Genomic DNA, 19426 nt, shown 5'->3' on the forward strand with positions numbered 1-19426 from the left:
CGGGCGGGTGCTTCAGGCGTTAGTGAGGATATTGGAACAGGCGCGGCAGCATGGGCAAATCCAATTTGTCCATGCGCAGCCGCAGGCGATGGCATTTCTGGGCGCGGTTATGGGGTATCCGTTGCCCGCGGTTTTGCTATCCGACCAGTGGCCGACGCCGGAACAATTGCAACACATGACCGAAGCGGCTATCACCGCGTTTCTTTTGGCCTGGCAATATTCGCCGTCTGCCATTACCGAATAACGAAAGAGAACGTGAGCCTGGTGCTTTGTTGCATATGTAGAGCCTCGGCTGGTATCGCCGCCCGCCAAAACGCCAGCCCGCGCGGATTATCCTGGCTGACTGACAGCGACCAACCGCCGGGATGCCGAGCGAACAAGGCGCGGGCAGCCCGTTGCCCCATCCCGTTGCGTCGCCATTCGGGCTTGATGTAGAACTCCGCCATTTCGACGGTGGCGCTATCGAGACGCCTGACCAACGCGAACCCGGCCGTTTGCCGATCGCTCAACATCAAATAGGGGTAGCGGCCGGCCTCGCGCCAGTAGAGCGGCAAATAGGGGTAATCCCCATCGACGCCCAGCTCGCGAAGGCAATCGGACAGCATGGCCGCCAGCAGCGGCCGCTGCGCGAGCGAGGCTTGCTCAAGGGAAAATGCCATGTCGCACTCCGTCAAAAAACAGGCCGCCGGATGGCGGCCTGTCAAGGTTAGCCCAGATTCAACCGGGCGGTGATGTCGGCAATCTCGCGGCGCCAGCGCGCCTGAAGCTCCGGTTTCTGGTGCTTCGGCTTGCGCGCCAGATCGGCCTCCAGTTTGCTTTCGAGGGCAAACAGGGCGGTCAACAGCGCTTCTTCGCCTTTCAATCGCTCGTCCGGCGTTGGGGTATCTGCATCGGCCTTGCCCGCCGTCGGCAGAGCCGGCGTTTCGCCCGCCAGGCGCTGATACACCGGCGCCAGATCGTGCCACTCCTCCAATTTTTGCTGGTCGATCAGCCAAAAGCGGTTGCAGCTCTGTTCGATCAGCATCCGATCGTGGGTGACCAGCATGACGGCGCCGGGGAACTGACGCAACGTTTCCGCCAGCTCCTCTTTGCCGGCCATATCCAGGTGGTTGGTGGGCTCGTCCAGCAGCAGCAACGAATGGTTGGCCAGCGTCAGGCCGACAAACAGCAACCGTGAACGCTCGCCGCCGCTCAACGAACGGATCTGCTGATGGTGGCGCAGGTAAGGGAACCCGGCGCCGATCAGCGCCATTTTCCGCTGTTCCTCGGTCAGCGGCGCGAACTGCGCCAGCGCTTCGCTCAACGTGTCTTCATCGCGCAGCTGCTGCAGGCTCTGATCGTAATAGCCGATGCGCACCCGCGGATGGAACAGCGCCGGACGCTGCGTTTGTTGCTGATACTCGCGCCACAGCAGACGCAGCAGCGACGATTTGCCGCAGCCGTTGCGCCCAACGATGGCGATGCGATCGCCGCTTTTCACGCGCAGATGTTCGAGGTTGAACAGCACCGGCGCATCCGGCGCCGGGCGCACCGCCCAGTGCGGCAGCGCCAGCAGACGATCGGCGTCCAGCGCTTCTCCCTGCAGCCGCAGCCGCCACGGGCTGCCGGCGGTCAGGGTGGTCTGTTCTTCCTTCAACCGATCGACGCGCTTTTCCATTTGCTTGGCCTTGCGCGCCAGATCTTCGTTGTCGTAGACCTTGCCCCAGACCGCCAGCCGTTTAGCGCTTTTTTCCACCCGGTCGATCTCTTTTTGCTCGGCGTGGCGCCGCTGTTCGTCCGCGGCGTCCTGTTCCGCCAGCGCGGTGCGCGCCGCAGAGCAGGGCAACCGGAAGAACTGCAGCGTTTTGTCGCGCAGGATCCAGGTGCAGTTGGTCACCTGATCGAGCAGATGGCGGTCGTGTGACACCAGCACGAAACTGCCGTTCCAGCTTCGCAAGAACTGTTCCAGCCACAGCAGTGTGGGCAGGTCCAGGTGGTTGCTGGGTTCGTCGAGCAGCAGCAGGTCGGGCTGGCGGATCAGCGCACGCGCCAACAACAGCCGCGTATGTTGGCCGCCGCTGAGGGTGCTGGCGGTCAATGTCCAGCTCTCTGATTCAAATCCCAGCTCCGCCAGTAAGGCTTCGCAGCGCCAGCGCTCGCTGAGGTGTTGGCCCGCAGGCAACTGCGCCAGCACGGCATCCAGCAGGGAGCAGGCGTGCAGTTCAGGCGGCAGGTGCTGTTCGATGCGCGCCATCAGACATTGATGTGACAATGTCACTGTTCCGGTGTGCGCAGGCAGGGCGCCGCTGAGGATTTGCAGCAGGGTGCTTTTGCCGCAGCCGTTATCGCCGATCAAACCGATGCGGTCGCCTTTTTTCAGGCTGAAGGATATCTCGCTCAGCAGGACGCCGAACGCGTTGTCGTAACCGACAGATTGTGCAGACAGTAATGTGCTCATTGCTTACTCAAGAGTTACAGGCATGGCAATGCCTATCGTCAAACATCGCTGACGACAACCCGGTAAGCCGGAGGGAAGATCCTGGATTTTAGTAAGCTTCGCTCAAGCTGGGTTATCGCAGCACGATACCGGTAATGCTTGAGCGGCGACGATTACCAAAGAAGTGTGAGTGAAAAACCAATTCACACGTCAGCATAGTAAGTCTCCTTTTATTGGTTGCAGGTTAATCGGTGGCAGGAGTATAGAGCGCTTTACGCCGCGCCGCCAGTAAAAGCGCCTGAATAATCAGCAAGCTAAGGAGAGCGCGGGCGCGTGGCACACAATGGGAATAATTACGGTATTTCGGCCGACATTAAGCAGCTATTATAATTAGCGTTTATGGTTAAGCGACGGTTCATCCGCCGCCTGTTCGTCTGTCTATCAGATAATGATGCTGAGCACTGAATTTATGTTAAAGCCTCGCCCGTTCCTCCTGTTGTTATTATTGCTGTTGGGTTTGCAGCTGACGCCGTTCGGCGCCGTCGCCGCCACTCAGGACGATCCCGCCGCTGAAAGCGCGCCCGATCCCGCTACGCAGCTGAAAGCCGCGCAAAAGCAGTTGGACAGCATGAAGCAGCTGGTTTCCAAAGCGACGACCGACACCCAGCTCAGCAAGCTGCGGTTGGCGACGGACGATCTGGTCGCCAGCATGGACAAACTCGCTACCGATCTGCAGCCGCTGCAGGAAAAACTGCAGGCGCAGCTGGACGTGCTGGGGCCGGCCCCGGCGGCGGGCGCGCTGCCGGAAACCCCGGCCGTCGCCCAGCAGCGCAATGCGCTGAACAACAGCAAGAAGCAGTTGGACGATGCGGTAAAACGCGCGCAGGCCATCAAGACCAGCGCCTTCGACCTGGGCCAGCAGATCAGCGATCTGCGCCGGGTGGCGTTCAAAACCCAGCTGGCGCTGAACACCGGCAGCATTTTGGGCGTCAAATTCTGGACGCCGGTGGTGCAGCCGTCAGCGGATGATGTGCAGCGGCTGGACCAGTTCAATGCCGAGATGAAAGCGGCCTGGGACGCCAGTTGGCAGGATGAATGGCGTTACGGCACGCTGGCGCTGCTGGCGCTGGCGGTGATCGTCTGGTCCTGGGGGCGCTATTTGTCCGAGCGTTTTCTTGCCTGGGTCAGCATTCGCTTCCTGCCGGACGGGCGCCTGCGCCGCAGCTTTATGGCGATCATCACCGTGGCAGTGACGGTATTCACTACCTCGATCGCGCTGAACCTGCTGTATTACGTCTTTATCCGCGTGCAGCCGCTGCCGGTGATGCTGGAAGACTTCGCCGAAGGCTTTAACCGTCTGGGGATTTTCTGCGCGCTGATCGCCGGGTTGGGGCGTGCGGCGCTGTCGCTGAATCGTCCGTCGTGGCGTCTGGCTTCGCTGGACAATGAAGTGGCCGCCGGGCTGCGTTACTTCTCGCCGCTGCTGGCCGGTCTGGCGCTGGCGTTCGGCACCGTGGAGCTGATCAACAACGTCGTCAGCGCCTCATTGGCCACCACCATCTTCGGCAATGGCCTGGTGGCGGGGCTGATCGGCATGGTGCTGCTGGCGGCGCCGCTGCGCGGCCAGCGCATTCGTCGCCGTCTGGAGCAGCAGGGCGCGCACCTGGAAAAACGCACGCTGGTCGGCGGGCTGGTGCACATCGTCACCCTGGTCTGTTCGGTGGTGATCCTGCTTTCCCTGCTCATCGGCTACATTGCCTTTGCCCGTTTCCTGACCTACCAGCTGATCTGGGTGGTGCTGGTGCTGATGGCGTTCTACTTCATGGTGCTGTTCGCCACTGACCTGTGCGCCGCGCTGTTTTCGCCGCAGACCGTCAGCGGCAAGATGCTGAAGAAAACGCTCAGCTTCAAGGACCGCCACCTGGAACAGATGTCGATCATCACCACCGCGCTGGCCAAATGTTCGCTGTTGCTGTTGATGATTGTCGCGTTGTTCAACGGTTCGTTTGGCAGCACCACGCCGGGTTCGCTGATGGAGAAAATCGTCTCCATCCTGACCGGCGAAGGGTTGCAGCGTTTCAACATCGTGCCAGGCAACCTGCTCAACGCCGTGATCTGCCTGGCGATCGGCATCTACATTCTGCGCGCGGTACGGCGCTGGCTGGGCTCTGAGCTGTTGCCGAAAACCATCACGGACGTCGGCATCCGCGCCTCGCTGGTGACGCTGTTCAGCAATATCGGCTATGTGCTGGTGATTCTGATCACCCTGGCGGCGCTGGGCATCCAGTGGAGCAACCTGGCGTGGATCGTCAGCGCTCTGTCGGTCGGCATCGGTTTCGGTTTACAGGAGATCGTGAAGAACTTTATTTCCGGCCTGATCCTGCTGACCGAGCGCCCGGTGAAGGTCGGGGATATGATCGGCATCGGCGGCGTGGAAGGCGACGTGCGGCGCATCAACGTGCGCGCCACCGAAATCCAGCTCAGCGACCGTTCCACCATGATCGTACCGAACTCGCAGCTGATCTCGCAGAACGTGCGCAACGCCACCATGGGCAACGCGCAAGGCGTGGTGACCATCGCGTTGACGTTCCCGACCTCCATCGATCCGGAGCAGGTGCGCAATATCTTGCTCAGCGCCTATAACGAGTACGAAACCATTCTGGATACGCCGGCGCCTTACGTGCGCTTCAGCCAACTGGGGCCGGACGGCATTATCCTGAGCGTGACCGGCTACGTGCCGAGCCCGCGCATGGTTGGCGCCACCAAGAGCGAACTGCTGTTCAATATCCTCAAGCTGCTGCGCGCGCAGGAAGTGAGCCTGTCCAGCCCGCAGGAAGTGGTGTTTATGAAGCAGCAGGCGACGCGATATCAGGCCAACGAAGAGGAACACTCCTCCTAGCGCCGGTCTGAGGCGGCGGGCCGTTAAGCGACGGCCCGCCGAGCGCGGCTAGTACATCGATGGTTCCACCGATTGCGAGCAGTCGCTATTGGCGCTGGATTTGGTGCAGGTGTAAGGTTCATTCGGCGATGCCGAAGGCGCATTCGATGGGCCGCCGCCGCCGATACAACCGCTCAGCATCAACGTCAAAAACACGAGAATTATCTTCTTCATCTCACCGTCCTCCATTGCGATTCCTCCTTTAAGTATATGCAGGGAAAGCGAACGGCACCGTTCGCCGCTGCGATCTATACTCCCTTGATGCCGTGTCGATGCTCAACCTCGGCGAATGAGGGGAGAAAGATGCAAACCGACGACGATTTGACCCGCTTTGCCGCGCAGGGCGCGCCGCCGTTGCCGCCCGGTTCCTGGCAGGGTTTTGTCGAACACGACGGCGCACACATCTGGTATGCGGCCTATGGCGCTGACCCGACGGTGATCCTGCTGCACGGCGGCCTGGGCCACAGCGGCAACTGGGGGTATCAACTGCCGGCGCTGCTGGCCGCCGGGTATGGCGTACTGGTCATCGACAGCCGCGGGCACGGGCGCAGCACGAGCGACGCCCGGCCATACCGTTACGATCGCATGGCCGATGATCTGTTGGCGGTAATGGACGCGTTGCGGATCCCGCACGCCGCGCTGGCGGGCTGGAGCGATGGCGCCTGTGTTGCGCTTATCGCCGCCCACCGGGCGCCGCAGCGGGTGGACGGCGTTTTTTTCTTCGGCTGTAATATGGACGCCAGCGGCGTTAAACCGCCCGCGTCCAACCCCATCGTTGAGCGCTGTTTTGCGCGTCATGCGCAGGACTATGCCGCCTTGTCGCCGACGCCGGATGACTTCGATGCGTTCGTCGCCGCCGTGAGCCTGATGATGAGCAGCCAGCCGGACTACCGCGCACAGGAATTAGCGGCCATTCGCGTGCCGGTGACGGTTGTTCACAGCGAACACGATGAGTTTATCCGCGCCGAACATGCCGCCTACCTGAGCGACAGCATCCCCGGCGCCCGTCTGGTGACGCTGCCGGGTGTCAGCCACTTCGCGCCGCTGCAGCGGCCGGCATTGTTCAACCGCGCGCTGTTGGATTTTCTCGCCGGTGTGATGTGTCGCAAGGCGTTTTGAGGGTCGGCGCAAAGAAAACGGGCGCCAAACGGCGCCCAAGGCGTGACAGGTTAGAAATCGACCGTCGCCTGCAGGCTCAGGCTGCGCGGTTCACCCTCAATCACGCGTAAGTTACCGGCGCTGGAGGCATAGTATTCGCGGTTGAACAGGTTTTTCACATTCAGTTTCAGCTGAGTATGTTTCCCCAGCAGCTTGCTGTCCCAGGCGACAAAGGCATCCGCCACGGTATAGGCCGGCATGGTGAAACTGTTCTCCGGATCGCCGGCGCGGCGGCCGACGTAGCGCGCGCCGCCGCCAATGCGCACCTCGCCGGGCACCACCGGCAATGTCATGCGGTGGCTGAGGTACAGGCCGCCCATGTTGGTTGGGGCGTTGACCAGCCGATTGCCGACGTTGTCCGGGTTGAGGTTGTCTTCGACAATTTCGGTTTTATCGTAGCTGTAGTTGGCGGTGAGATCCCAGTTGCGCGCCACTTCGCCGTTCAATTCCAGTTCGACGCCGGTGGAACGCGCTTTGGGGATACTGCGGGTCACGCCGTTGATAAAGATCGACATGTTGCTTTCATCGATGCGATAGAGCGCCAGCGTGGCGTTAAACGCCGGGGTGATCTGCCATTTTCCGCCTACCTCATAGGTGGTGCCGGTTTCCGGCGTGGCGACATCGCCATTGTCGTCGATGGCGGTGGACGGCGTGAACGAACGGCTGTAATTGCCGTACAGCGACAGACTCGGCGTCAGCTTATACACCAACCCCGCCTGCGGCAAAAACTGGTCGTCTTTGTCATTGAGCGTATTTTTCGGTTTCTGGAAACCGTTGCTGTTGTTCTGATAATACGACTGATAGCGCGCGCCCAGCACCGCGATCCATTGATCGGTGAGATGAATGCTGTCCTTGGCGTACAGGGAACGGCTGAACAGCGTGGCGCGCAGGTTGCTTGACGCGTCACTGTAAGTGGTGCTGTCGGTGACCGGCGTTTCGCCATACACCGGATCGTACATGTTGAAGGTCTTCGAGACCTTGCCGCGATAGGAATAGGCTTTGTAGGTCTGATTCTTCTCGTAGTCCACGCCCAGCAGCAGGTCGTGCTGCATGCCGAACAGCTGCGGCGAGCCGGTCAGATCCCAGGAGTAATAGTGGGTTTGATGATTGAAACCGCGGTTGGCGTCGGCGCGGCGCGAGACGATGCCGGTCGTGGTGTCGACCGCGGTGGCGCGCACTTCGTTGCTGTCGTAACGGCGTTGCAGCCAGGCGTAGTTGAAGCGGGTCGTCCAGATCGGATCCAGCGCGTACTCATAATGGGCGTTCAGACGTTTGTTCTTGCCCCAGGCATGGTTAGCGTAGTCATCCAAGCGGCGGTTATAGGGCACATCGACCGGCTTGCCGTCGATAAATGCAGTGCCGCGATCGTAAGGAATGTCGTACTTGTATTCGCTGTAGGCGATGTTAAAGGAAGCCTGGTCGCCGAACCAACTGAGCGAGGGGGCGACCAGCGTGTGTTCGTCGCTGCCGAAATTGCGCCAGTAATCTGCGTGCTGGCGTTCGGCGATCAGGCGAAAGGCGAAGCCGCCGCCCAGCGGGCCGGTCACATCGACGCTGCCGCTGCCGCCGCCAACACTGTTGGTGGCGCCGCTGATGCGGGTGTTCCAGTCATACTGCGGTTTTTTGCTAATCAGGTTGATGACGCCGCCGGGGCTGAGGATGCCATACAGCAGCGACGCGGAACCTTTCAGGACCTCAACGCGATCGGTGGTGGCGTCCATGCTCAGCCCCTGGTTGCTGCGCACGCCATCGATGAAGACCGAGCCGTCGGAGTTAACCCCGAACCCGCGTTTGACGAAGCCATCCTCCGTGCCGCCGAGCGTGTTGCCCTGGGTGACGCCGCTGACGAACTTCATCGCGTCATTGACGCTTTTGACCTGGAAGTCGTCAATGACCTGAGAGGTGACGACGCTGACCGATTGCGGCACCTCGGCGATCGGCGCGGCGGTCTTGCCGGCGGTCGAGGCAGTGTCGGCGCTATAGCTGCCGGAAGGCTGGGCCGCGGCGGTCACCGTAATGGATTCCTCCGTTTTTGCGCCGGGCGCGGCGGCGATCGCCAGCGCGGGGAACAAACCGGCAAACAGGGGCAGCGTGCGAAGAACGTGATTTTTATTTCTTTGAGTGGGGGGGCGAAGAACTGACTGGTGCATATAATTCCGTGAAAAATAATAAATAGTAACGATTATCATTATAATTATCATTTATGCATTTTGAATAGTGGGCAATGCCTGTATCCCTTCACTGCACGATTTAATTTTGTCTTTACAGTAAAAGACGGCGATTTTGCCGGTAAAAAATCGGCTGGGTGGTAATAACGATCGTAGTGACGGGAGAGTCACGACAGTTTGTTCGCCAGATAGGTGATTACTGTCAATATATTGATACACAAATATATTTTTCCTAGATGAATAAACAGATGTCCGGGCCGGCAAAACTGGCAATAATAGGCGAGTCGGCCGCTTATCTTCTCCTCATCGTCGACGGTTGTGACACGAACAGATTGTCACCTTACGCTAGCGGAAGTCTCTGGATCCAAGATGCAAACCACCTCGTTGTCCGATACCCGGAAAATTTGGCCCGCGCTCATCATTTTTTTGCTGGTGTTCACTCTGTGTCTGTTGGGCATCGTGAGTCGTCCCGGCAGTTTTCTGGCAATATTCTGGCCGGTGAACGCCGTACTGCTGGCGGTTCTGGTGCGGCGGCCACAGTGGGCTACGCGGGCCGGCTGGGGCATGGCGGTGCTGGGCTATCTGGCGGCGGACCTGCTGACCGGCAGTTCGCTGCAAAAGGCGCTGCTGCTGAACGCCGCCAATCTGACCGGCGTCGTGGTGGGGTATCTGTTGTTCATGCGGCTGTCGCCGCCGGCGCGCACGTTGCAGCGTGGCGCTTCCAGCATGTACCTGTTCGGCATCTGCCTGGCTGCCGCCGCCGCGACCGGCGCGGTGGGCGCCGCAACTTCGCAGTGGCTGTTCGGCAGACCGTATCTGACCTCGCTGGCGCTGTGGTTCTCGTCCGAATTCACCAACTACGTCACGCTGATGCCGTTTATTCTGGCGTTTCCCGCCGATTGGCGACGTCGCCTTGCGGCGGCCGGCGCCATGTTCACCCAGCGCAGCCAATGGCCGCGCGCGGGGCGAAAACTCACGGTATTGGCGCTGCTGTTGCTGGCGGCGGTGTGCAGCGTGCTGATCGGCGGCCCCGGGGCGGTGATCTTTCCCATGCCGGTGCTGCTGTGGCTGGCGATGTCTTTCTCATTGTTCTGCACCATGATTGCGGTGCTGATTTATGTGCTGTGGTGCCATCTGGCGATCGATTTCGGGTTGCTTAGCACGACGCTCGACATGAAAGTGTTGCAAAACGCGGTATCGATGCGTTTGGGCATCGCGCTGTTGGCGCTGGGGCCCATCGCCGTGGCCAGCATGAACTATGCGCGTAATGCGCTGCTGCGCACGCTGGAGCACGTGGCGAATCACGATGCGTTAACGCACGTGCTGACGCGCAATGCGTTTATGCAGCGCGGCGAACGGTTGATAGACCAAAAGGGCGAGCTGGTGTGCGTCATGATGCTCGATATCGACTATTTCAAATCGATTAATGACCGTTTTGGCCATGCCGGCGGCGATCAGGCGCTGATGGCCTTTACCCGCGCGATCGCCGCCGATCTGAGCGTCGGTGACCTGTTCGGCCGCATGGGAGGCGAAGAGTTCGCTATCGTTTCGACGCTCGGCCAGCCACAGCAGGGGTTGCAGCTGGCCGAACGGCTGCGGCAACGCATTGAGGCGGAATCGATCACCATGCCGGCCGGCCATCCGCTGCAGATCACCGTCAGCATTGGCATGGTGACCTGCCCGGGCGGTTCCGGCCACAGCCTGGCCGACCTGCTCAAACTGGCGGATCTGGCGGTATACAAAGCGAAAAACGCCGGCCGTAACCGGGTCGCCACGCCGGAATCTTACCCTCCGAACGATCCTGACCGCTGAACTTCCGATCCGGGTTGCGCGCCCGCCGTCTAAACTGGTAGGGGGCGCAGGCAACGTCGCCCGCGCTGAACCGACTGTCCTTAATCAGACAAGAGGATGCCAGGATGAAATACGTAGACGGTTTTGTGGTGGCGGTGCCGGCCGCCAACAAGGAGGCCTATCACCGGTTGGCGGCCGCAGCGGCGCCGCTGTTCAAAGAGTTTGGCGCCACGCGCATCGTGGAGTGTTGGGGCGATGACGTGCCCGATGGCAAGCTCACCGACTTTCGCGGCGCGGTGAAAGCCCAGGAAGACGAAGTGGTGGTGTTCAGTTGGATAGAGTACCCCTCCAAGGCGGTGCGCGACGCCGCCAATGAGAAAATGATGAACGATCCGCGCATGAAAGCGCTGGGCGAGATGCCGTTCGACGGCAAACGCATGATCTTCGGCGGTTTCGCGCCGATCCTCGATGCGTAAAGGAGGCGCAGATGGCCAGAATTACGCAACATCTGTGGTTTGAAAAAGACATGGAAGCGGCGCTGAATTGCTATGTCGCGCTGATCCCCGGTTCGTCCGTGAACTGGTTTTCCGACCTGCCGGCGGATACGCCGAGTGGCCCGGCCGGCAGCGTGAAGCTGGCTTCCTTCACGCTGGGCGACCAGCGCTACGCGGCGATCGAAGCCGGGCCGCTGGATCCGTTTAACCACAGCTTCTCCGTGATGGTGGAATGTGACGATCAGGCGGAAGTCGACCGGCTATGGGATGCCTTGAGCGAGGGCGGCGAGGCGGAGCAGTGCGGCTGGCTGCGCGATCGCTGGGGGCTGTGCTGGCAGATCGTGCCGCGGCGCCTGACGGAGTTGATGAACGATCCGGACGCCGCTCGTGTGCGGCGGGTCACGGAAGCGATGCTGCTGATGGGCAAAATCGACATCGCCGGGTTGGAAGCGGCGGCGCGGGGCTAGCGGAAAGAGAACGAGGGAGAGAAAGGATGCATCGAGAACGGCACAGTATCGAACGCATCGGTTGGCTGCGGGCGGCGGTGCTCGGCGCCAACGACGGCATCGTTTCAACGGCCAGCCTGCTGCTGGGCGTCGCGGCGGCCAGCGCCTCGCATTCCGCGCTGATGATCGCCGGCGTCGCCGGGTGGGTGGCCGGCGCAATGTCGATGGCCACCGGCGAGTATGTGTCGGTCTCGTCGCAAGCGGATACCGAAAAGGCCGCGCTGGCGGAAGAGCAGGCGGAGCTGCTTGAAGACTACCCGGGGGAGTTTCGCGAACTGACGTCAATCTACGTGCATCGCGGTCTGGATCCGGCGCTGGCCCGGCAGGTGGCGGAAAAGCTGATGGCGCATGATGCGCTGGAGGCGCACGCGCGCGACGAGCTGGGCATTTCCTCCGCTACCCGCGCCCGGCCGCTGCAGGCCGCGTTGGCGTCGGCCTTGAGTTTCTCCCTCGGCGCGCTGCTGCCGCTGCTGGTGGCGCTGTGGGCACCGGTCGCCTGGACGCGGCCGGCGCTGGTGGGCTCGGCGCTGATTTCCCTCGGCGTTCTCGGCGGCATCGCGGCGAAAACCGGCGGGGCGCCGATCTTGCCGGGCGTGGCGCGCATTCTCATCTGGAGCGCACTGGCGATGGCGGTTTCTTCCGGCGTTGGCCTGCTGTTTGGCGTGACGGCCGGCTAACGCCGCGCTTGCATCAATCTATTGCACCTCAAGCTCAGAATTTATCATTTGTCAGCCGTCGGCGTTCGCGGCAAGGTGACGGCAACGCCAACATCAGTCAGGGACACTTATGCAGAAATCACAGATCCTATCGTGGGTCGCCCAGCATCCGCTGTTGCAACGCATGGTCGCGCTAGAGCCGCTCACCTGGTTCAATCCGCGCGCGACAACGTTGGCCGCAGGGCTGCCCCACGTCGGGTTGACCGCCGCCGACGTCGCCGACGCGGAGCAGCGCCTGGCGCGATTCGCGCCTTATCTCGCCGCGGCCTTCCCGGAAACCCAACCGACAAAGGGGATCATCGAATCCGAGCTGGTGGCGATCCCCGCCATGCAGCAGGCGTTGGATCGGCGCTATGGGCAGTCGTTGGGCGGGCGCCTGCTGTTGAAAAAGGACAGCCATCTGCCGATTTCCGGCTCAATCAAGGCGCGCGGCGGCATCTATGAGGTGCTGACGCACGCGGAAAAGCTGGCGCTGGAGGCGGGGCTGCTGCACACCGGCGACGACTACGCCCGGCTATTTTCCGACGAGTTTCGTCAGTTCTTCAGCCAGTACCGCATCGCCGTCGGCTCGACCGGCAATCTGGGATTATCCATCGGCATCATCAGCGCCCGGCTGGGGTTTGACGTCAGCGTGCACATGTCGGCGGATGCGCGAGAGTGGAAAAAACAGAAGCTGCGCGACAATGGCGTGAAGGTGGTGGAATACGCCGACGATTACGGCGTGGCGGTCGAACAAGGGCGCCAACAGGCGGCGAACGATCCGAATTGCTTCTTTATCGACGATGAAAATTCGCAAACCCTGTTCCTCGGCTACGCGGTGGCCGGCGGCCGCCTGAAGCGGCAGTTTGCCGAACAGGGCATCGTGGTGGACGCGCAGCATCCGCTGTTCATTTATCTGCCGTGCGGCGTCGGCGGCGGGCCGGGCGGAGTCGCCTTTGGCCTCAAGCTGGCGTTCGGCGATCACGTTCACTGCATTTTTGCCGAACCGACCCATTCCCCCTGCATGCTGCTCGGCGTCTACAGCGGGTTGCATGACGGCATTGCGGTGCAAGATCTCGGCATCGACAACCGCACGGCGGCGGACGGACTGGCGGTGGGGCGCGCCTCCGGTTTTGTCGGCCGGGCGATGGAGCGCCTGCTGAGCGCGTTTTACACCCTGAGCGACGAAGAGATGTTCGCGTTGCTTGGGTTGTTGGACAGGCACGAGCATATCCAACTGGAACCCTCCGCCCTGGCCGGCATGGCCGGGCCGTGGCGCGTTGCGGCCCATGCGGGGGAGCTCAGCGAGCAGGGCGTGAGCGCCGAGCACCTGGCCCAGGCGACGCATCTGGTATGGGCGACCGGCGGCGGCATGGTGCCGACGGCGGAAATGGCGAAGTATCTCGCCGCCGGGCAGGCGGCGGAGTAAGGCGCAGTAAAAAGGGGCGAAAATCGCCCCTGATTGTCTGTCGTGCGGTTACAGCTGTTCGCCGTTGCTGGCGATCACCCGGCGATACCAGTCGAAGCTTTTCTTGCGCGAACGTTCGAGCGTGCCGGTGCCGTCGTCGTGTTTGTCGACGTAGATGAACCCGTAGCGTTTGCTGTACTCACCGGTGGTGAACGACACGCAGTCGATGCAGCCCCACGGCGTATAGCCGATCAGGTCTACGCCGTCTTCAATCACCGCTTTTTTCATCTCTTCGATATGTGCGCGTAGATAGTCGATGCGATAGTCATCGTTGATCTGGCCGTCCGCATCCACCTTATCGAAGGCGCCGAAGCCGTTCTCCACGATAAACAGCGGCTTCTGGTAGCGTTCATACAGCACGTTCAGCGAATAGCGCAGCCCGACCGGATCGATCTGCCAGCCCCAGTCGGAGGCCTTGACGTACGGGTTCGGCACATTGCCCGGGAAGCCGAACATGCCGTCGCTGCCTTCCACCGCGTTGGCCTGCAGCGCGTTGCTCATGTAGTAGCTGAAGCCGATGTAGTCGGTGCAGCCCTCGCGCAGGATCTGCGCGTCCTGCGGCTGCATCTCGATCTTCAGCCCTTTGCGTTCCCAATCGCGCAGCAGGTAGCTGGGATAGTAGCCGCGCATCTGCACGTCGGTGTACAGATAGCGCTGGTGCATCGCTTCCACGGCGTACATCACGTCGTCCGGCTTGCAGGAGTAAGGGTAAAACGGCACGCAGGCCAGCATGCAGCCGATCTTGAATTCCGGGTTGATCTGATGACCGAGTTTGACCACCTGCGCGCTGGCGACGAACTGGTGGTGCAACACCTGGTACAGCGCCTGCTCAGGGTTGTCTTCCTGGGTGTAGTCCACGCCGGAACAGCAGTAGCCGAACAGCGGGTAGCGGTAGTTGCTCTGGTTGTTGATTTCGTTGAAGGTCATCCAGTACTTCACTTTTTCGCGATAGCGGCGCATCACCACTTCGCTAAAGCGCACGAAGAACTCCACCACCCGGCGATTTTTCCAGCCGCCGTAGGCTTTCACCAAATGGTAAGGCATTTCGAAGTGCGACAGGGTGATCACCGGCTGGATGCCGTATTTCAGCAACTCGTCGAACAGATCGTCGTAAAACTGCAGGCCGGCCTCGTTTGGCGTTGCTTCGTCGCCGTTCGGGAAGATGCGCGTCCAGGCGATCGAAGTGCGGAAGCATTTGAAACCCATCTCGGCGAACAGCGCCACGTCCTGCTTGTAGCGGCCGTAGAAGTCCACCGCTTCGTGGTTGGGATAGCGATAGCCGTCGAGCACGCCGTCGGTCATCACGCGATCCACGCCGTGCGAACCGCCGGACAGCACGTCGGCGATGCTTGGCCCTTTGCCGCCCCGATCCCAACCGCCTTCAACCTGGTGCGCGGCGACCGCGCCTCCCCACAGAAAATCTTTCGGCAACTGTTTCATCGTCAATGTCTCATCTTATTTAATGAAGGATAATAACGTTTGCATTGCCAATAGAGTAACAAGACCGAAAGAAATGTCACGATATAACAAATCGCCGTGCAAAGTGATTTGTCACAATAAAAAAACAGCCTGTTTTATTTTTCCGAATTAATATGCCCAAGCCGTTTGCCGATGGTTTCAATAATGTAAAGCACGGGGATCTGCGTGGTGATATTGTGATGCCCGCCGATCAAATGCTGCGGCACGTGGTAGGAGAGATTAAAGTCCGCCAGCCGCGCCAGTGAAGAGGTTTCGTTGTTGGTGATGCTGATGATCTTGCAGTGGTGCAGGCTGAACTGGCTCGCCAGTCGCAGGATCTCTTCGGTCTCGCCGGAGACCGACAACATGATCGCCACCGCGTTTTTATACATATCGCTGTTGACGGGATAATAAGGATCGTCGATATGGGTGCTGAATTTCCCGACGTTGGAAAAGAAACGCGCGCCATATTTCCCCAAGGCGCCAGAGGTGCTGATGCCGACGAAAATAATCCGCTCGGCGGCGGCGATATGGTGCGCCGCTTCATCGAGTAACTGATTAAATTCGTCGTTGCTGACGCTTTTAAAAAAACTGAGAATTTCGCCGATGCCGGAATCGACCGGCGGCGCATCGGTTTGCTCCAGATACAGTTTGAAACGGATGCGAAATTCTGAATAACCGTCACAACCCATTTTTTTGCAAAATCGCAGCACGGTGGTGGTGGACACGCCGGCGGCCTCGGCCAGCTCGCGGATGGTCATGTACATCACTTGATTTTTGTGTTTGCTGACGTAGTTATAAACCATCAGCTCCAGGGCGTTGAGCTCGGCGATTGCTTTATGGGTAAACATGAGTCGATCCGGCGGCTGAAAACGGGACATTTATCTGCGGGTTACCATAGCAAAATTCGCCGCTGCCGGCACTGCCGAACAAAAAGAAAAGCCGCACCAGTCAGGGGCGGCCCAGGGTTCACGACGAACAAATTAAAGCAAAAACGTTCCGGAAGACATGCCATGAAAACGCGTTTCATCACACAGAGTTAGCATAGGCCAACTGATGCCGGCGGCAAAATGCCGGTTTCTGCTTTCTAAAGCCAACGCGCGGCAAAAGCTATGGCGCCTCGGGTTTATCTTCTGACCAGCGGGCGGCGTTGACATCCACCTTAACCGGCAGCAGCCCGATGGCGGTGAATTTATCCGCCAACTGTTGTTGCTGCCTGAACACCTCCGGCGACATGCGCTGGCTGCCGAACGGCATGCGAGCGATGGCTCTGGCCCAAATGGCCTGATCCAGGCCGGTGCTCTGAGCGAGGATCGCCGCCGCCTCCTGTGGATGCCCGTTGGCCCAGTCGCTCAGCGCGCCGAGCTGTTGAATCACCTGTTTGGCGCTGTCCGGGTACGTTTCGGCAAAGCGGCGGCTGGCGAGATAGAAGGTGTAGTGCGGCACCAGGCCTTCCGCGTCTTTCAGCAGGCGGGCGTTGGCACGGGTTTCCACCTCGGCGTAGTAGGGATCCCAAATCACCCAGGCGTCGACGCTGCCGCGCTGGAAGGCGGCGCGGGCATCGCTCGGCGGCAGGTAGACCGGCGTGATGTCCTTGTAGCTCAAGCCGGCCTGTTCCAGCGCGCTCACCAGCAGGTAATTGACGTCAGATCCTTTGTTCAACGCCACGCGTTTGCCTTTCAGATCGGCCACGGAGCGGATCGGCGAATCCTGCGGCACCACGATGGCTTCGGTTTTCGGGCTGGGCGGCGAATGCGCCAAATAAACCAGATCGGCCTTGGCGGCTTGCGCGAAGGCCGGCGGGGCGTCGCCGGTCGCCGCCAGATCGATGCTGCCGACGTTCAACCCTTCCAGCATCTGCGGGCCGGCGGGGAATTCTATCCAGCGAACCTTGACGCCCTGCGGCTCAAGGGCTTTTTCCAGCGTGCCGCGGTATTTCAGCAGCGCAAAAATGTTGGCTTTCTGGTAACCGATGGTGATTTGCTGCGGTTTCTCCTGCGCGCCGGCCGGCAGGCTAAACAGGCTAAACAGGCTAAACAGGCCGAGCAGCAGGGCGGCGATCAGCGGCGTTGTGAGTTTTCTCATCCTGATTTTCCGATAGGCAAGTGAACGATAGCGATGACGCGCTGGGCGTAACGCCATGAAACGGCATTTAAATTTTCCTGCGGCGGGATAAGGGCGATGATAATGAGCGGCGCAGTGGCGTGTAAAGCGCCCGCTTATGCTGAATAATGCCTTGTTTAGCCATAAATGAGCTTAAGCGGGAGAGGGGCATGACGCTATGCCGCGTCACGCTCGCGCGAACGCCCCAGCAACAGCGGCACCAGCAGATACAGGGCGGCGGCCGACGCCCAGACCAGGCCGGGCCAGACATCGCGCGTGGCGGCATACAGCGCCGTCGCCACCAGCGGACCCGCGACGCCGATCAGGCTGCCCATGCTGGCCAGCGTCCCTTGCAGCTCGCCCTGATGGTCGTCGTCCACCTTGTGCGCCATCAACGCCTGCAGCGCCGGCAGCGCCATGCCGCCCGCCGCGAAGAACGGCAGCAGCGCAAAGGGCGCCCAGCCGCGCGTGGCGATCGATAACAGCATCAGACCCAGCGCGTCGGCCGCCAGGCCGATCAGCAGCGCCTTGCGTTCGCCGAGCCGTGCGACCAGCGGGCCGATGGCGAAGGCCTGCGACAGCGCGTGGCAGGCGCCGTAACCGGCCAGCGACAGGCCCGCCACCATCATGCTCCAGCCGAAACGATCCTGACCGTATAAAATCCATAGCGTGGCCGGCGCCTGTGAAACCAGCGCCATGATCAGGTAAATGCCGGCCAGCGGCAACAGGCCCGGTTTGCCGTGCAGCCGTCGCAATGACGAAAAGGGATTGAGGCGGATTTTCTCGGCGGCGCGGGCGCGGGGTTTGCGCGATTCCGGCAGCAGGAAAAACGCCATGATCAGGTTGAGGGCATTCATCGCCGCCGCCGCCAGGAAGGGCGCATGCAGATGCCATTCGCCCAGCGAGCCACCGAGCAGCGGGCCGACGATAAAGCCGACGCCGAACACCGCGCCCACCAGGCCAAAACGCCGCGCGCGCTGGCCGGCAGGAGTAATATCGGTAACGTAAGCGGTGGCGACCGCCATGTTGGCGCCGGTGATGCCCGCCAGTAACCGGCCCAGATAGAGCCAGGCCAGCGTCGGTGCGAACGCCATCAGCAGATAGTCGGCCGCCGCGCCGGCGAGCGAGATGAGCAGCACCGGCCGCCGGCCGAAACGATCGCTCAGCGCGCCGAGGATCGGCGAGAACAGAAATTGCATTAACGCATAGGCCGCCAGCAGGGCGCCGTAGTGCAGGCTGCCGGCGTCAAGACCGCCCAGCGAACGTAACAACGCCGGCAGAATCGGCATGATCAGACCGATGCCCACCGCATCCAGCAACACCGTCAACAAAATAACCAGCATGGGTTTTTTCAAAATTGTGACTCTAACAGTGATAGAGTATTGAGTATTCCACAGTTACCCTATCAGTGATAGAGATATGAACGAAAAAAATACTGCGACACGTTTAACGCGAGAAACCGTCCTGCGCGGGGCGCTGGCGTTGCTGAACGACATCGGCATCGATGCCCTGAGCACCCGCCGCCTGGCGCAACATTTGGGCGTGCAATCTCCCACGCTCTATTGGCATTTCAAGAACAAGGCCGAGCTGCTGAAGGCGATGGCGGAAACCATCATGCTGGATCACCGTGAAGAGGTGCCCGCCGACATGCCCTGGCAGGATTGGGTTGTCACCAATGCCGGCAACTTCCGTCGGGCTCTGCTGGCTTACCGCGACGGCGCGCGTCTGCACGCCGGCACCCGGCCGCAGGAGCCGCAATTCGCCATTATCGAGGCCAAGGTGGCGCTGCTGTGCCGGGCGGGCTTGACGCCGGAACGCGCCGTTAATCTGCTGTTCGCCGTCGGGCGCTTCGTGGTGGGCTGGGTGCTGGAAGAGCAACAAATGCAGCCGGACGATGCGCTGAATGACGCCGATCGCCGGCGTTACCCGCTGCTGTGCGAAGGCTGGGAAACATTGCAGGATAAGGGGGCAGACGCGCTGTTCGAAGCCAGCGTGCGGTTGTTGGTTGACGGCGCCGAGGCCGAATTGATGATCGACAATAATCACGGCAAGCAATCATAAAACCGGGCTTATCTATCGGAAATTTATAGAAAATACCCACTTTTCGTTAAAGCCATGGCGGCTACATTCCCTTAACATCATCAAGTCTTTTGATGATAATTATTAGCATGCTGCTCAATTATTCGCCGCAGTGATGTTACGGATTAAATCCGTTTGTTTAAGGGATAGTT

At 60.7% G+C, this 19426-nt stretch carries 17 protein-coding genes; 9 read left to right on the top strand and 8 right to left on the bottom strand.

Annotated features, from left to right (window positions below; all coding sequences use genetic code 11):
• The coding region (locus tag ACTJJ6_RS16650) for a TetR/AcrR family transcriptional regulator C-terminal domain-containing protein (protein WP_440827413.1) at positions 1 to 244 on the top strand (244 nt) is incomplete at its 5' end.
• Here the strand turns inward: ACTJJ6_RS16650 and ACTJJ6_RS16655 are convergent.
• Both ACTJJ6_RS16655 and ACTJJ6_RS16660 read right to left on the bottom strand, forming a co-directional pair.
• Positions 234 to 659 carry a GNAT family N-acetyltransferase gene (locus ACTJJ6_RS16655; protein ID WP_049299312.1) on the bottom strand — a complete coding sequence of 142 codons (426 nt, stop codon included), beginning with the start codon at positions 657 to 659 and terminating at the stop codon, positions 234 to 236. The two genes, ACTJJ6_RS16650 and ACTJJ6_RS16655, sit on opposite strands and share 11 nt — an antisense overlap.
• A gap of 47 nt (positions 660 to 706) precedes the next feature.
• Positions 707 to 2437, bottom strand: a complete 1731-nt coding sequence (locus tag ACTJJ6_RS16660; RefSeq protein ID WP_440802397.1) for an ABC-F family ATP-binding cassette domain-containing protein — start codon at positions 2435 to 2437, stop codon at positions 707 to 709.
• 448 nt (positions 2438 to 2885) lie between these two features.
• Between ACTJJ6_RS16660 and ACTJJ6_RS16665 the strand changes: the two genes are divergently transcribed.
• Positions 2886 to 5315, top strand: a complete 2430-nt coding sequence (locus tag ACTJJ6_RS16665; protein ID WP_049299428.1) for a DUF3772 domain-containing protein — start codon at positions 2886 to 2888, stop codon at positions 5313 to 5315.
• Positions 5316 to 5363: 48 nt separating this feature from the next.
• On the opposite strand, the gene ACTJJ6_RS16670 is transcribed toward ACTJJ6_RS16665, so the two are convergent.
• On the bottom strand, positions 5364 to 5528 hold the full coding sequence (locus tag ACTJJ6_RS16670) for a hypothetical protein (protein WP_228009709.1): 165 nt from the start codon (positions 5526 to 5528) through the stop codon (positions 5364 to 5366).
• Positions 5529 to 5657: 129 nt separating this feature from the next.
• Here ACTJJ6_RS16670 and ACTJJ6_RS16675 point away from each other — a divergent pair, with 129 nt between their 5' ends.
• Complete coding sequence (locus ACTJJ6_RS16675) at positions 5658 to 6473, top strand: alpha/beta fold hydrolase (protein ID WP_079449743.1); 816 nt, start codon at positions 5658 to 5660, stop codon at positions 6471 to 6473.
• A 50-nt stretch (positions 6474 to 6523) separates the two neighbouring features.
• Here the strand turns inward: ACTJJ6_RS16675 and ACTJJ6_RS16680 are convergent, their stop codons facing one another.
• The gene (locus ACTJJ6_RS16680; RefSeq protein WP_440802393.1) at positions 6524 to 8584 is read right to left on the bottom strand and encodes a TonB-dependent siderophore receptor; all 2061 of its coding nucleotides are present in this window, start codon (positions 8582 to 8584) and stop codon (positions 6524 to 6526) included.
• 465 nt (positions 8585 to 9049) lie between these two features.
• Between ACTJJ6_RS16680 and ACTJJ6_RS16685 the strand changes: the two genes are divergently transcribed.
• From ACTJJ6_RS16685 to ACTJJ6_RS16705, 5 genes are all read left to right on the top strand, one after another.
• A complete protein-coding gene (locus ACTJJ6_RS16685; protein ID WP_176063126.1) occupies positions 9050 to 10492 on the top strand; it encodes a GGDEF domain-containing protein in 1443 nt (480 codons plus the stop codon).
• Positions 10493 to 10596: 104 nt separating this feature from the next.
• The gene (locus ACTJJ6_RS16690) at positions 10597 to 10947 is read left to right on the top strand and encodes a DUF1428 domain-containing protein (RefSeq protein ID WP_025302905.1); all 351 of its coding nucleotides are present in this window, start codon (positions 10597 to 10599) and stop codon (positions 10945 to 10947) included.
• 11 nt (positions 10948 to 10958) lie between these two features.
• Positions 10959 to 11432 (top strand): VOC family protein, encoded by a 474-nt coding sequence (locus ACTJJ6_RS16695; RefSeq protein ID WP_015377932.1) that lies wholly within the window; start codon positions 10959 to 10961, stop codon positions 11430 to 11432.
• Between the two features lie 26 nt (positions 11433 to 11458).
• Positions 11459 to 12148: a VIT1/CCC1 transporter family protein gene (locus tag ACTJJ6_RS16700; RefSeq protein WP_016927654.1), complete on the top strand. Its 690-nt coding sequence runs from the start codon at positions 11459 to 11461 to the stop codon at positions 12146 to 12148.
• Between the two features lie 109 nt (positions 12149 to 12257).
• Positions 12258 to 13595, top strand: coding sequence for a D-serine ammonia-lyase (locus ACTJJ6_RS16705; protein ID WP_440802387.1), 1338 nt, complete (start codon positions 12258 to 12260; stop codon positions 13593 to 13595).
• Positions 13596 to 13643: 48 nt separating this feature from the next.
• On the opposite strand, the gene ACTJJ6_RS16710 is transcribed toward ACTJJ6_RS16705, so the two are convergent.
• The 4 genes from ACTJJ6_RS16710 to tet(41) all read right to left on the bottom strand — a co-directional run bounded on the left by ACTJJ6_RS16710 (position 13644) and on the right by tet(41) (position 18550).
• Positions 13644 to 15080 (bottom strand): 6-phospho-beta-glucosidase, encoded by a 1437-nt coding sequence (locus tag ACTJJ6_RS16710; protein WP_139375584.1) that lies wholly within the window; start codon positions 15078 to 15080, stop codon positions 13644 to 13646.
• Between the two features lie 128 nt (positions 15081 to 15208).
• A complete protein-coding gene (locus ACTJJ6_RS16715) occupies positions 15209 to 15943 on the bottom strand; it encodes a MurR/RpiR family transcriptional regulator (RefSeq protein ID WP_016927659.1) in 735 nt (244 codons plus the stop codon).
• A gap of 259 nt (positions 15944 to 16202) precedes the next feature.
• Positions 16203 to 17177: a sulfonate ABC transporter substrate-binding protein gene (locus ACTJJ6_RS16720; protein ID WP_206194731.1), complete on the bottom strand. Its 975-nt coding sequence runs from the start codon at positions 17175 to 17177 to the stop codon at positions 16203 to 16205.
• 194 nt (positions 17178 to 17371) lie between these two features.
• A complete protein-coding gene (gene tet(41) / locus ACTJJ6_RS16725) occupies positions 17372 to 18550 on the bottom strand; it encodes a tetracycline efflux MFS transporter Tet(41) (protein ID WP_071525934.1) in 1179 nt (392 codons plus the stop codon).
• A 64-nt stretch (positions 18551 to 18614) separates the two neighbouring features.
• On the opposite strand from tet(41), the gene tetR reads away from it, so the two are divergent.
• On the top strand, positions 18615 to 19256 hold the full coding sequence (gene tetR, locus ACTJJ6_RS16730; protein WP_049299297.1) for a tetracycline resistance transcriptional repressor TetR: 642 nt from the start codon (positions 18615 to 18617) through the stop codon (positions 19254 to 19256).
• Positions 19257 to 19426: the final 170 nt, after the last annotated feature.

The sequence above is a fragment of the Serratia sp. 22278 genome, assembly GCF_052045405.1.
Lineage (GTDB): Bacteria > Pseudomonadota > Gammaproteobacteria > Enterobacterales > Enterobacteriaceae > Serratia > Serratia marcescens.